Below are 14433 nucleotides of genomic sequence, written 5' to 3' on the forward strand. Positions count from 1 at the left end.
CAGGCGCTGCGCGATTTTGTGAAGCGCCTGTTTTTTTTACCACCTCATTTACTGTGTTTTCGATCCCATCAAGGCACAAAAAAAGTGGTATGAATTATGTGGATAATTTTTTGTGGTAGAATGTGGTAAAAAGTGGTAGAAATATCTATTTTTACACTACATTATAAAGACCACATAAAGAAATGGTTCAACTGTTAGGAGAGTTTGATTGTAAATTGGATGCGAAAGGCCGCTTGATGGTTCCTTCGTCTCTGAAAAAACAATTGCCTAATGTTGAGGTTGAGGGACTTGTGATCAATAGGGGTTTTGAAAAACACCTGGTGATCTATCCTAAAAAAGTATGGGAAGGAATAGTGGAAGAGTTGAGTAAGTTGAATCCATACGAACAAAAAAACAGAGAATTTATTCGATACTTCACGCGCGGCGCTACGGAATTGACGTTAGATGCAGCAGGAAGGGTTAATTTACCAAAATCATTATTGGAATCTGTAGGCATAGAAATCAACACAGAGTTGGTTTTGGCTTGTCAGTTTGATAAGATTGAGGTATGGTCGAAAAAAGGATATGATGCTTTGTTTGATCATGAACCGGCTGACTTTTCAAAACTTGCAGAAGAAGTAATGGGTAATAAAAATAGGAGGAGCGATGGAGAATAATTACCACATTCCTGTCATGTTGAAAGAATGTATCGATGGTTTGAATATCAAACCCGATGGCGTATATGTGGACGTTACCTTTGGTGGTGGCGGACATTCAAGAGAAATATTAAAGCATTTAGGAAAAGACGGAGTTTTGATCGCCTTCGATCAGGATCCTGATGCACAGCGCAATAAAATTGATGATCCACGTTTCATTTTTGTAGACCAGAATTTTGCCTTTATCAAAAATAACCTGCGCTTGCTGGGTTATAAAGCGGTAGATGGCATTTTAGCTGATCTAGGCGTTTCTTCACATCAGTTTGATGTTCCAGAGCGTGGTTTCTCTACCAGATTTGAATCTGACCTGGATATGCGTATGGACAAACAAGGTGCGCTAACGGCTGCCGATGTTTTGAATACCTATGCAGAAGATAAACTACACAAGATTTTTGGCATTTATGGCGAAGTGAAAAATGCAAAGTCGCTGGCGCGTGCGGTAGTGACCGGTCGTGTGGAGCAACCTATTAAAACCCTTGCGGATTTTAAGAAAGCTGCTGGTGCTCATATCCCTAAAGGGAAGGAAAACAAGTACATGGCTCAGGTTTTTCAGGCTTTACGCATTGAAGTAAACAAAGAAATTGAAGTGTTAGAGAATTTTTTAATGCAAACAGCTGATATCCTGAAACCAGGTGGTCGTTTGGTAGTGATGTCTTACCATTCATTGGAAGATAGACCAGTTAAAAGTTTTCTGGCTAAAGGGAAGTTCAGAGGAGAAGTGGAGAAAGATTTTTATGGTAATGAAGAAAAACCATTTAAAGTCATCACCAGAAAAGCGGTGATTGCAGACGACGAAGAGTTGGAACGCAACAGCCGCGCAAGGAGTGCGAAGCTTAGAATTGGAGAAAGATTATGAGTAACCAGTTCAGGCAAAATATAGAAGAAGAGGATGAACTGGGATCTGAAGAAATTCAGATTAAGAAACCCAGAAGGAAGAATAGGGAGCCTGAGAGTGGTAAAGCGTTCTTTAAGAAGTTATTTACCGAAGGGGTAGTAACCAAGGAAGCGGCAACAGATATGTTACCGTTTTTACTGTTTTTGTCGGTTTTGTGTATGCTTTACATCGCAAACAGTCACATGGCAGTGAAGAACATAAGGAATATTGACAAGTTAAATAAAGAAGTAAAAGAGTTGAGCTGGGAATATAAATCGCTGAAAGCTGATTTAATGTTCAAAAGTAAGCTGACTGAAGTTGCTAAAAAAGTAGATACCCTGGGGATAAAGGAATTAACCGAGCCCCCTAAAAAAATTGTTATAAACGCTAATGAACATTAGAGCAAACATATTATTACGTGTTTATCTGTCATTTGGACTGATTGTACTGCTTGCCGTAGCAGTATTGGTCAGACTATGCGATGTACAATTTGTAGAGGGGCATAAGTGGCGTGCCATGGCCGACAGCCTCTCTACTAAGTATATCAATGTGGAAGCGGCTCGTGGAAATATTTATTCTTCAGACGGAAGTCTGCTGGCTACCTCTATTCCTGAATATGAATTGAGAATGGATTTGTTTGCTGGTGGGATTGACGACAACAAGGTGTTCTTCGGAAAAGTGGATTCTTTAGCCATGAAATTATCGGAATTCTTTAAGGATAAAAGCCCTAAAGAATATTCGCGTTACCTGCGTTCAGCCAGACAGGATAGCTCACGTTACCTGCTGATCAAACGTAAAGTAGGTTATCAGGAATTGAAAATCATCAGAACGTTTCCGCTATATAATATCGGAAAATATTCTGGAGGTCTGATTGCTGTGCAGCAAAACAAAAGGATTAAACCATTTAAGTTTTTGGCTTCCAGAACAATTGGTTATAAAAATGAAAATGTGGCCAATGGTGTAGGTCTGGAAGGTGCTTATGGCAATTACATCAATGGTGAAAGTGGAAAACGACTGGTACAGCGTATTGCCGGTGGCGTATGGATGCCAGTAAATGATGAAGCAGAGGTAGCTCCTAAAGAAGGTGCAGATATCATTTCTACCATCGACATTAATATGCAGGATTTAGCGCAAACCGCATTAGAGAGACAGCTGAAACTAAGTGATGCAGACCATGGTACGGTGATCCTGATGGAGGTCAACACTGGTGAGGTGAGAGCCGTAGCCAATTATACCAGGGTATCAGAAGGGGTTTATGAAGAGAAATTTAACTATGCTATTGGTGGCAGTCAGGATCCAGGATCTACCTTTAAACTGGCTTCATACATGGCATTGCTGGAGGATAAAAAAGTAGATACGAACACTTTGGTAGATACTGGTGATGGTTTTTACCGTGTTCCGGGACATACGATTAAGGATTCACATGGTGGTATTGGTGTAGTAACGGTGATGAAAGCATTTGAGCAATCGGCAAATACAGCGATTGCTAAACTGGTAAATACGCATTATAAAGACAACCCTGCACAGTTTACGGATCATTTGTACGATATCCACATGAACAAGAAACTGGGATTACAGATTCCTGGGGAAGCACAGCCAGTGATCAAGAATCCATCGAACAGAAGCTGGAACAAGAACCTGACTTTGGCGCAGATGGCTTATGGTTATGAGATGCAGATTACACCATTACAAATTCTGGCCTTTTATAATGCGGTTGCGAATAATGGGAAATACATCTCTCCAATTTTTGTGAAAGAGATCAGAAGATTAGGCAATCCGATTGAGCAATTCCATGCCAGAGTGATCAGCGAACAGATTTGTTCGGACAAAACAGTGAAAAAATTACAAGCCATGCTGGAATCAGTGGTGACCAAAGGTACCGGTAAGTTAATGGGCTCTCCTTTTTATCGCGTTGCTGGAAAAACAGGAACCGCACAGGTAGCAGATGGCAATAAAGGATATAGAGCAAAAAGAAGTTATCAAGCCTCGTTCTGCGGTTATTTCCCTGCGGATAAGCCTAAATACTCGATTATGGTATCCATCAATGGTCCGAAAAACGGTTATTATGGAGCAACAGTAGCGGGCCCGGTATTTAAAGAAATTGCAGATCGTATTTACGCAAGTGACATCCAGATGTACAACAATGTTCAGGATCACCTGGTAGGCAATACCAAAAATCCTGAAGCAAAATCGGGACAAAGCAAAGCAGTAAAGAAAGTATACAGTGCTTTTGGCATCAAATCTTTATACGCAGCTAAGTCTGAATATTTCAATAGCGTGGATACCAATAACGGGGTCGCTTATGAAGAATATAATTCCGTAAAAGGAGTAATGCCTAACGTAAATGGAATGGGACTGAAAGATGCCCTATACCTTTTAGGAAATGCAGGTTTGAAAACAAGAGTGTTTGGAAGTGGAAAGGTGTTTAGTCAGTCGATTCCTTCCGGCAGTAAAATAGGTAGAGGATTAGGAGTAGATTTAGAATTAAGATAATATGCAATTACAAGACGTTTTATATGGAATCGCAATAACAAACCTGGTTGGATCTACCAATAGGGAGATCACTGCGCTTGTTTTTGATTCCCGTCAGGTGATTAAAGATGCGGTGTTCTTTGCCATTAAAGGAACGCTTTCAGATGGTCATAAATATATTGAAAATACAATACAGGCAGGTGCTTCGGTGATTGTGTGTGAGCAGATTCCTGCACAGACCGTTCCAGGAGTAGTTTATATACAGGTAGACAATAGTTCGGTAGCCTTAGGAGAAATGGCTGCTAATTATTATGGTAACCCTTCTTCGAAATTGAAATTGGTGGGCATTACCGGGACAAATGGTAAAACGACGATCGCAACGATCTTGTTTAAGCTTTTCCGTACGCTGGGCTATCATGTAGGATTGATTTCTACCGTACAGAACCATATTGATGATGTGGTAATTCCGGCTACACATACGACCCCAAATCCAATTGCCTTAAATGAATTGCTGCAGAAAATGGTGGATGCTGGCTGTGAATATTGCTTTATGGAAGTGAGTTCTCATGCCGTAGTGCAACACCGTATCGAAGGTTTAGATTTTGTAGGCGGTGTGTTTTCGAACATCAGTCATGACCATTTAGACTTCCATAAAACTTTCGACAATTACATTAAAGCTAAAAAAGCATTTTTTGATGGATTGCCGGCAGGTGCTTTTGCATTGACCAATCTGGACGATAGAAACGGAATGGTGATGCTGCAGAATACCAAAGCAACAAAAATGACTTATGCTTTAAAACAGCTGGCTGATTTTAAAGCGAGAGTGGTAGAAAATAGTTTCAATGGTTTACATCTGGAAATAGATCAGGCAGATGTATTCTTTAAACTGGTAGGTTCCTTCAACGCATACAACCTGCTTGCCGTTTACGGTACTGCAGTATTGTTGGGCGAAGATAAACTGGAAGCATTAACCGCATTGAGCAACCTTACCGGAGCTGAAGGAAGGTTTGATTACATCACTTCGAGTAACCAGATCATCGGTATTGTAGATTATGCACATACACCAGATGCGGTGCAGAATGTATTGAGTACCATCGCTGACATTAGAAAAGGCACAGAACAGGTGATTACGATCATAGGTTGTGGTGGCGATAGAGATAAAACAAAACGTCCAATTATGGCACAAGTGGCCTGCGATTGGAGTGATAAGGTGATCCTGACTTCGGACAACCCAAGGTCGGAAAACCCGCAAACGATAGTAGAGGAAATGGAAAAGGGCGTATCGCCAACAAATAAAAGGAAGACGTTGAGCATAGTAGATAGAAGAGAAGCGATTAAAACGGCTTGCCATTTAGCAAAACCAGGAGATATTATCCTGCTGGCTGGAAAAGGGCATGAGAAGTATCAGGAAATCAATGGCGTGAGGTATCATTTCGATGATAAGGAAATATTAATGGAACAATTAAACTTGATCAGCTAATGTTATATTATTTATTCGAATACCTAAACGCACATTACGATTTTCCGGGATTAAGGTTGTTTCAATACATCACTTTCCGTACTTCCTTAGCGATCATTATTTCCTTAATCATTACCACTGTTTTTGGCCGTGCTATTATCAACTATCTGCAGAAAATGCAGGTGGGGGAAACCGTGAGAAACCTAGGTTTAGAAGGTCAAATGCAGAAACAAGGAACGCCAACAATGGGTGGAATCATGATCCTGTTAGGGATTTTGGTGCCTACTTTATTACTGGCCAATCTTTCTAATATTTATGTATTGCTGATGATCATCACCACCGTTTGGATGGGAGTGATCGGTTTTGTAGATGATTATATCAAGGTTTTCAGAAAAAACAAAGAAGGTTTAGCAGGTAGGTTTAAGATTGTCGGACAAGTTGGTCTGGCTTTGATTATCGGATGGACGATGTATTTCAATCCTAATATTGTAGTACGTCAGACGGTAGATGAATCAGGTATTACCAATGCGACTGCGCCAATGGTACTGCGACAAAAAGGAGAGAGTTTTTACTATACACAGGATGTGAAATCTACCTTGACGAATGTTCCTTTTTACAAAAATAATGAGTTTGATTACGCTAAAGTCCTGAAGTTTTTAGGAGAAGGCTATGAGAAATATTCGGTATTTGTATTCTTGTTTTTCGTAGTCATTATTGTGACCGCGGTATCCAATGGAGCAAATATCACAGATGGGATTGATGGATTGGCCACAGGAACTTCTGCCATCATCGGGATTACCTTAGGCCTGCTGGCTTATGTGTCGGGTAATACCGTGATTGCCGATTACCTGAACATCATGTATATCCCCAATTCAGGGGAGCTGATGATCTTTGCTGGTGCCTTTGTGGGTGCCTGTGTTGGCTTTTTATGGTATAATTCCTACCCTGCACAGGTGTTTATGGGAGATACCGGAAGTCTGGCCATCGGTGGAATCATCGCTGCTTTTGCGATAATGATCCGTAAAGAATTATTGATCCCGGTTTTATGCGGCGTATTCCTGATTGAAAACTTGTCGGTGATCATTCAGGTGAGCTATTTTAAATATACAAAAAAGCGGTTTGGAGAGGGGAAAAGGGTATTTTTGATGTCTCCTTTACACCACCACTATCAGAAAAAAGGATACCATGAAGCTAAAATCGTGACACGGTTCTGGATTATTGGAATTTTATTGGCCATCATTACAATTATCACTTTAAAACTTCGATAATGGAAAAGCAAAGGATAGTCGTTTTAGGAGCCGGAGAAAGCGGTGTAGGTGCAGCAATGTTAGCACAGAAACAGGGATTTGATGTTTTTGTATCTGATCTAGGTGCTATCCCTTCGCAGTATAAAGAACGTTTGCAGGAACTGAATATCGCCTTTGAAGAAAAGCAGCATACGGCTGAACTGATCTTAAATGCAGTAGAGGTGGTGAAGAGCCCTGGAATTCCGGAAACGGCTCCAATGATCAAAGCGCTGAAAGCAAAAGGTACGGCTGTGATCTCGGAAATTGAATTCGCGAAAAGATATACCAAGGCAAAAACGATCTGCATCACTGGATCAAATGGTAAAACAACGACTTCCTTGTTGACGTACCACATTTTGAAAAATGCTGGGTTGAACGTTGCCCTGGCAGGGAATATTGGAAACAGCTTTGCAGCATTAGTTGCCACGGCTGATTTTGACTATTACGTATTGGAAATTTCCAGCTTCATGTTGGACGATATGTATGAATTCAGAGCCGATATCTCCATTTTATTAAACATTACGCCGGATCATTTGGACCGGTACGATTATAAACTGAGTAATTATGCAGCCTCGAAATTGCGAATCACTCAAAATCAGCAGAGTGATGATGTTTTCATTTATTGTGCTGATGATGACGAGACTTTAAAAGCCATGAAGTCTGTCAAAATCAATTCAGGGAAGTTGGCTTTTTCTATCCGTAAAAAGATTGAAAATGGCGCTTACCTGGAAGGCAATAACCTACACATCAACATTAACTTAAAAGAGGAATTAACCATGTCGATCACAGAATTAGCTTTACAAGGCAAGCATAATGTTTATAATTCTATGGCTGCGGGCATAGTTGCGAAAATATTGGATATTAAAAATTCCGTGATTCGTGAGAGCATGAGTGACTTCAAAAATGTGGAACATCGTTTGGAACATGTCGGTAAAATCTCCGGCGTGGAGTATATCAACGATTCTAAAGCGACCAATGTGAATTCTACCTGGTATGCGCTGGAAAGTGTAAATCCTGGGGTGATCCTGATCATGGGCGGTGTAGACAAAGGCAATGACTATAGCATGCTGAAAGACCTGGTTCGTGAGAAAGTGAGGGCAATCGTGTGCTTAGGTAAAGACAATAAAAGAATTCATGAGGCTTTTGAAGATGATGTAGAAGTGATCGTCAATACCTTCTCTGCAAATGAAGCGGTTCAGGTGGCTTACCACTTGGCAAATAAAGGAAATACGGTGCTGTTATCACCGGCCTGTGCAAGTTTTGATTTGTTCAAAAACTACGAAGACCGTGGGAATCAGTTTAAAATGGCTGTGAAAGAACTATAAGTTATGATCGCAATTAATCAGATTTTAGACAAGACAAAAGGAGATCGCTGGATATGGCTGATCATTATCCTTTTATCGCTGATCTCTATACTTACCGTGTATAGTGCAACGGGAACGTATGCCTATAAAGTGAATAAAACCGTAGAAAAAGTTTTATTAACCAAGCACTTAATCTTCGTGATTATGGGTATAGGGATGATCTATATCTCGCATTTATTGGATTATAAATATTATGCTGGTATTTCCAAAATCCTGATGATCATTACGATTCCATTGTTATTCTATACCGCAGTATTTGGAGCGAACATCAATGATGCCTCGCGTTGGGTAAAGATTCCAGTGATTGGATTGACATTCCAGACTTCCGATTTGGCGAAACTTGCCCTGATTACCTTTTTGGCCAGGATGTTGACGAAGAAGCAGGAAAATATTAAAGATGTAAAAGAAGCATTTGTCCCGATTATGGGATCAGTATGTGTGGTTTTTGTGCTGATTGCATGGGCGAATCTATCGACGGCAATTATGTTGTTTGGGGTGAGTATCCTATTGCTGATTATTGGCAGGATCTCCATTAAACAGATCTCCATTGTTTGTGCGGGCGGTGCAGTTTTGCTATTGTTTATTGTGTTTTTAGGCCCCAGGGCAGGAACCTATAAATCGAGGGTAAACTCATTCTTACATCCGGAGCTTCAGAATTCAGATAAAACTTATCAGGCAGATCAATCTAAAATCGCGCTGGCAACAGGCGGTGTTTTTGGAAAAGGTCCCGGAAATAGCACGCAAAGAAATTTCTTACCTCACCCATATTCGGATTTTATCTTCGCGATTATCGTGGAAGAATACGGTTTGTTAGGGGCAATGACGGTGATTGTATTATACCTGGTGCTGCTCTACCGATGCGTACGGATTGTCACACAAAGTCCCAAGGCCTTCGGTGCCTTGCTGGCTGCGGGGTTGAGCTTTAGTCTGACCATTCAGGCTTTTGCCAATATGGCCGTAGCCGTAGGTTTAGGCCCGGTTACCGGGGTGCCTTTACCATTAGTGAGCATGGGAGGTACTTCCATGATTTTTACCAGTATCGCCTTTGGAATTATCCTGAGTGTGAGCAGAGATGTAGAAGAGAATAGTCATAAAAAAGTAGTGGTAGGTGAGATTCCTGCAATAGATTAAGAAGATGAAGAGAGCAACGAGAGTAATTATTTCAGGTGGTGGTACTGGCGGACATATTTTTCCGGCGATATCGATAGCGAATGCTTTAAAACGCATGGAGCCTAGCTGTGAGATTTTATTTGTCGGCGCAACAGGCAGAATGGAAATGGAAAAAGTTCCTGCTGCCGGATATAAGATCATAGGTTTAAACATCAGCGGTATACAAAGAGGCTCAATCGTAAAAAATTTAAGTTTGCCATTTAAAATGCTAGGAAGCATGCGTAAAGCCTTGCAGTTAATTGCTGATTTTAAACCTGATGTAGTGGTTGGTGTAGGTGGCTATGCTTCCGGACCCGTCTTATTTGCTGCATCATTAAAAAATATTCCTTACCTGATTCAGGAGCAAAACTCCTATGCGGGGGTCACCAATAAATGGTTAGGGAAAAAAGCAGCGAAAGTATGTGTGGCTTTTGATGAAATGGATCAGTTTTTCCCAGCAGCGAATATCCTGAAGACAGGAAATCCGGTCAGGAAAGATGTGGTAGACATAGCGCAGAAACATCATGCTGGTGCAGAATTGCTGAAACTGGACCCATTGAAGAAAACCATCCTGGTGACAGGTGGAAGCCTGGGTGCAGGGACATTAAACAAAAGCATTGAAAAGCATTTAGAAGATTTAATTGCTGAAGATGTTCAGGTGATCTGGCAGACGGGGAAATTTTATTATAAAGGGATTGTGGAGCGCTTAGGTTTGGATTACCATCGGAATGTATGTATTCTGGAGTTTCTGAATAAGATGGACATGGCTTATGCCGCTGCCGATCTGATTATTTCCAGAGCAGGAGCTGGTACGATTGCGGAGCTTTGTTTGATTAAAAAGCCGGTAATCCTCGTGCCTTCGCCAAATGTAGCGGAAGACCACCAGACGAAAAATGCGATGGCATTGGTGAAACACCATGCGGCGCTTTTAATTGCCGATCGCTCTGCGGAGGATACACTGGTATCGGAAGCATTAATGTTATTAAAAGATAAGGATCGCTGTAAAATGCTTTCTGAGAATATAGGAAAAATGGCTTTGCCTGATGCGGATAACATCATCGCAGAAGAGGTGTTAATTTTAGCAGGGAAAGGAGGTCTACGTGAAGTTAGATAAGATTAAGAGGATTTATTTTGTAGGCATCGGCGGTATTGGCATGAGTGCGCTTGCCCGTTACTTCAAAAACAGAGGTTGCGAGGTTTGCGGTTATGATAAAACCAGGACCAACCTGACGATCGCTTTGGAAGAAGAGGGAATTGCGGTTTCTTACATCGACGAAGTATTGGCTTTACCAGTAGCTTTTTTAACGCATGACGAATACACTTTAGTGGTGTATACGCCAGCTATTCCTAAACATAGTGCTTTACTCCATTATTTCCAGGAGCAGGGTTTTGTGATGAAGAAACGTTCTGAAGTATTAGGGATCATCAGCGAAGGGCAGTTTTGTATTGCCGTTGCCGGTACTCATGGAAAAACCACGACTTCTTCGATCATTGCACACGTGCTGACCGATACCGGTTTTGGCTGTACTGCTTTTTTAGGCGGCATCGCCAGCAATTATAACAGCAATTTTTTATTGGGTACCAACCATGTAGTCGTGGTGGAAGCCGATGAATATGACCGTTCTTTCCTGACTTTACATCCGGATATTTCTGTGATTACTTCTATGGATGCGGATCACCTGGATATCTATGGTGATGCGAACCAGTTGGAGGAGTCTTTCCGCCTGTTTGCGGGACAATTGAAACCGGAAGGAACTTTGTTCGTTAAGGAAGGTTTGCCTTTGGAAGGCGGCCTGAATTATAGTGCAGGAATGGATTCTCCGATTAAAGGGGAAAACATACGTGTTGTAGGATCAAAGTTTGTTTTTGATTATGTAGATGGGGAGGTTAAAATTTCCGATGTACAGTTAATGTTACCAGGAAAACACAATGTTGAAAATGCTGTAGCAGCAATGGCAGTGGCCTTAAAGCTAGGCATTGATGCGGATAAAATAAAGGGCGCTATTGCCAGTTTTAAAGGAGTAAAAAGAAGGTTTGAATATATTGTGAATACAAAAAATCACATTTATATCGACGATTACGCACACCATCCTGAAGAATTAAAAGCTTGTTTTCATGCGGTCAGACAACTGTATCCGGAGAAGAAAATGACAGTGATTTTTCAGCCACATTTGTTCAGTCGCACACGCGATTTTGCCGATGGATTTGCGGAAGTGCTCAGTACCGTAGATGACCTGATTTTACTGGACATTTACCCGGCAAGAGAGCTGCCTATTGAAGGCGTTGATTCAGCATTTTTGCTGGATAAAATCACCTTAGAAAGTAAAGAGATTTGCGCGAAAGACCTTGTGTTGGAGCGTATTAAAACTAAAAACCCGGAGCTGCTGATTACTGTTGGTGCTGGGGATATTGACACGTTAATACAACCATTAAAAACTAATTTCACTAATGTTTAAAGACATCAATTGGAAATTTGTATTCAGATGCTTTGCATGGGTAGTTTGCCTGTGTGGAGTGGTTGTGCTCATGAGTTTCATCAGCATGAAGAAGGATACGGTGACCATTACGAATGTCAAAATATTGATCCCTGGAGCAGATAATTTCATTGAGCGAGAGGAGATAGATGCGGTTTTAAAGCAGAGCCAGGGCTCTTTAGTCGGTCGGAAGCTGGAAGATATCAATCTGCAGGCGATAGAGAAAAAGATACAATCCAACCCTTATATTGCTCAGGCAACCGTGTATGCCGACATGGATGGCGTGATTCATATTGAAATTAAACAGCGTCAGCCGATTTTAAGGGTAATTAATGCTGGTGGACAGGACTATTACATTGACCGTGACGGACTAAAAATGCCGGTGTCTCCGAACTTTACGGCCAACGTTTTGGTGGCTAATGGAAACATTATGGAGCGTTTTAGTGGTAGAGTAGACACTTTAATCACCAAATTGGCAGCAGATTTGTACGAGACGGCTTTGTTCATCAAAAGAGATACTTTGTGGGATGCACAAATCGAGCAATTGTATGTAGATGATAGAATGGATATTGAGTTGATCCCAAGAGTAGGTAACCAGCGCATCTTGCTGGGCTCTGCTGATTCCTTGCAGGTGAAAATGAGAAATCTTCTGGCGTTTTATAAACAGGCCATGCCGAAAGTGGGATGGGATACCTATAAAACGATCAATATTAAATATACGAATCAGGTGGTTTGTGAAAAGAACAAACCAGATTCGCAGGTTGTGAATGGAGTGAAGCGGCCGAAAATTGTGGATACCGCAAAAGCGAATAAGGGAGTGATCAACGCATTGGTTTTGCAGCAGATTGCAAAGGAAATGAAAAACGATGCGGATGATCCTTATGTTCCGGATGGAGCAGTTGCTGCAGTGCCAGTTAAGGCTCCAGCGCCGAAGCCGGTAAATAAGCCGGCGGTAAAAAAGGTGGAAGCTACGAAACCTGCAATTAAAAAGCCGGAAGCAAAAAAGCCAGAGCCAAAAAAATCGGAACCGAAAAAGACAGCAGCGGTAAAACCTGCGGTCAAGAAGCCGGCGACTAATCCAGTTGCAAAAGCAAAGCCAGTGACGAGTCCGGTTAAAAAGACGAGTACTGCAAAAACAGAGAAAAAAACAACTGCAAAGAAGCCGGGAACGGTAGCAGAAAAGAGATAAGAATACAGATACCAGAAAAACAACAAGAATATAACTCAGCAAATCGATATAGTTATGGGCAAAGAAAAATCTATCGTGCAGTCTCCAATCGTAGTAGGATTGGATATTGGTACTACAAAAATTTGCGTGATCGTTGGTCGGCGCACTCAGCATAAAAAAATAGAGGTATTGGGCATTGGAAAAGCGGAATCAGCAGGGGTAACCCGTGGTGTGGTTTCGAACATCCAAAAAACAGTTCAGGGAATCGCACAGGCAGTAGAAGTTGCCAGCGGTCAATCGAATGTTGAAATCCGCGTGGTGAACGTTGGTATCGCTGGTCAGCATATCAAAAGTTTGCAGCACCGTGGGATTTTAACCAGGAGAGAGCTGAACAATGAAATTGGAAAGAAAGACATTGACAAATTAATTGATGATATGTTCAAACTGGTGATGCCCCCAGGAGAAGAAATCATTCATGTTTTGCCACAGGAATTTACTATCGATAATGAGCCCGGTGTGAAAGACCCGATCGGGATGGCAGGAGTGCGTTTAGAAGCGAATTTCCACATCATCTCCGGACAGGTAACTGCGGTTAAAAATATAATGAGGTGCGTAACCAATGCTGGGTTGCAAACTCAGGAATTAATTTTAGAGCCTCTTGCTTCTTCAGAGTCGGTGTTGAGCGACGAAGAGAAGGAAGCTGGTATTGCTTTAGTCGATATTGGTGGTGGTACAACCGATATTGCTATTTTTCATGAAGGCATCATCCGCCATACTGCTGTGATCCCATTTGGGGGGAACAGTGTAACGGAAGATATTCGTGAAGGATGTTCTGTGATGAGAAACCAGGCTGAATTGTTGAAGACCCGTTTCGGTTCTGCCCTGGCTGAAGAGAACAAAGAAAATGAGATCATTTGTGTTCCCGGCCTACGTGGAAGAGAGCCAAAAGAGATTTCTGTGAAAAACTTAGCTTATGTGATCCAGGCCCGTATGGAAGAAATCATTGAGCATGTTTATTATGAGATTAAATCGTCTGGTTATGAGAAAAAATTAATCGGTGGTGTAGTGATCACTGGTGGTGGTGCTTTGCTGAAACACCTTTCTCAACTGGTAGAATATGTTACAGGTTTGGATTGCCGCGTGGGTTATCCGAATGAGCATTTGTCTAAATATGAAGACATGCCAAAGACCATTTATGACGATTTGAAAAGTCCGATGTATGCAACCAGTGTTGGTTTGCTGATCAAAGGAATTCAAAAAGCGGAAGAACTGATCGAAGAAATGAAACAGCCAGGCGTATATGTTGAAAAACCAAAGGATCCTAAAGACAAGAACAAGAATTCTGGTGGTGGACTGTTCGACAAGCTGCTGGCCAAGGCTAAAGACTTCGTAAAGGACGATATGAACGTAAGCGACGAAGATTATATTAAATCATAAATACTTATCCACAATTAGCGATTTTTCCACATTCCAAACAGTAATAGAAAAGCCC

At 41.5% G+C, this 14433-nt stretch carries 12 protein-coding genes; all 12 read left to right on the top strand.

Annotated features, from left to right (window positions below; genetic code table 11):
* Positions 1–182: 182 nt before the first annotated feature.
* The 12 genes from mraZ to ftsA are packed head-to-tail and all read left to right on the top strand — an operon-like array spanning position 183 to position 14378.
* Positions 183–656 (top strand): division/cell wall cluster transcriptional repressor MraZ, encoded by a 474-nt coding sequence (mraZ, locus tag K7X70_RS04910; protein WP_222536013.1) that lies wholly within the window; start codon positions 183–185, stop codon positions 654–656.
* A complete protein-coding gene (rsmH, locus tag K7X70_RS04915; RefSeq protein WP_062547095.1) occupies positions 646–1551 on the top strand; it encodes a 16S rRNA (cytosine(1402)-N(4))-methyltransferase RsmH in 906 nt (301 codons plus the stop codon). Before mraZ ends, rsmH begins: the two co-directional genes overlap by 11 nt.
* On the top strand, positions 1548–1970 hold the full coding sequence (locus tag K7X70_RS04920) for an FtsL-like putative cell division protein (RefSeq protein ID WP_222536014.1): 423 nt from the start codon (positions 1548–1550) through the stop codon (positions 1968–1970). The genes rsmH and K7X70_RS04920 overlap by 4 nt, the downstream gene beginning before the upstream one ends.
* Positions 1960–4062, top strand: a complete 2103-nt coding sequence (locus K7X70_RS04925) for a penicillin-binding protein (protein WP_222536015.1) — start codon at positions 1960–1962, stop codon at positions 4060–4062. Before K7X70_RS04920 ends, K7X70_RS04925 begins: the two co-directional genes overlap by 11 nt.
* Position 4063: 1 nt before the next feature.
* The gene (locus K7X70_RS04930; protein WP_222536016.1) at positions 4064–5521 is read left to right on the top strand and encodes a UDP-N-acetylmuramoyl-L-alanyl-D-glutamate--2,6-diaminopimelate ligase; all 1458 of its coding nucleotides are present in this window, start codon (positions 4064–4066) and stop codon (positions 5519–5521) included.
* Positions 5521–6768: a phospho-N-acetylmuramoyl-pentapeptide-transferase gene (gene mraY, locus K7X70_RS04935; protein WP_062547099.1), complete on the top strand. Its 1248-nt coding sequence runs from the start codon at positions 5521–5523 to the stop codon at positions 6766–6768. The genes K7X70_RS04930 and mraY overlap by 1 nt, the downstream gene beginning before the upstream one ends.
* Positions 6768–8111: a UDP-N-acetylmuramoyl-L-alanine--D-glutamate ligase gene (gene murD, locus K7X70_RS04940; protein ID WP_222536017.1), complete on the top strand. Its 1344-nt coding sequence runs from the start codon at positions 6768–6770 to the stop codon at positions 8109–8111. The genes mraY and murD overlap by 1 nt, the downstream gene beginning before the upstream one ends.
* Positions 8112–8114: 3 nt before the next feature.
* Positions 8115–9281 carry an FtsW/RodA/SpoVE family cell cycle protein gene (locus K7X70_RS04945; protein ID WP_062547101.1) on the top strand — a complete coding sequence of 389 codons (1167 nt, stop codon included), beginning with the start codon at positions 8115–8117 and terminating at the stop codon, positions 9279–9281.
* Between the two features lie 4 nt (positions 9282–9285).
* Entirely contained in the window at positions 9286–10413 is a 1128-nt protein-coding gene (murG, locus tag K7X70_RS04950; RefSeq protein WP_222536018.1) for an undecaprenyldiphospho-muramoylpentapeptide beta-N-acetylglucosaminyltransferase, read from the top strand.
* On the top strand, positions 10400–11755 hold the full coding sequence (gene murC / locus K7X70_RS04955) for a UDP-N-acetylmuramate--L-alanine ligase (RefSeq protein ID WP_222536019.1): 1356 nt from the start codon (positions 10400–10402) through the stop codon (positions 11753–11755). Before murG ends, murC begins: the two co-directional genes overlap by 14 nt.
* Positions 11748–12962 carry a cell division protein FtsQ/DivIB gene (locus K7X70_RS04960; RefSeq protein WP_255606920.1) on the top strand — a complete coding sequence of 405 codons (1215 nt, stop codon included), beginning with the start codon at positions 11748–11750 and terminating at the stop codon, positions 12960–12962. The genes murC and K7X70_RS04960 overlap by 8 nt, the downstream gene beginning before the upstream one ends.
* 54 nt (positions 12963–13016) lie before the next feature.
* Complete coding sequence (gene ftsA / locus K7X70_RS04965; RefSeq protein ID WP_062547105.1) at positions 13017–14378, top strand: cell division protein FtsA; 1362 nt, start codon at positions 13017–13019, stop codon at positions 14376–14378.
* The last annotated feature ends 55 nt before the right edge of the window (positions 14379–14433 follow it).

The organism is Pedobacter polysacchareus (genome assembly GCF_019802255.1).
In the GTDB taxonomy this organism is placed as follows: Bacteria; Bacteroidota; Bacteroidia; order Sphingobacteriales; family Sphingobacteriaceae; genus Pedobacter; species Pedobacter polysacchareus.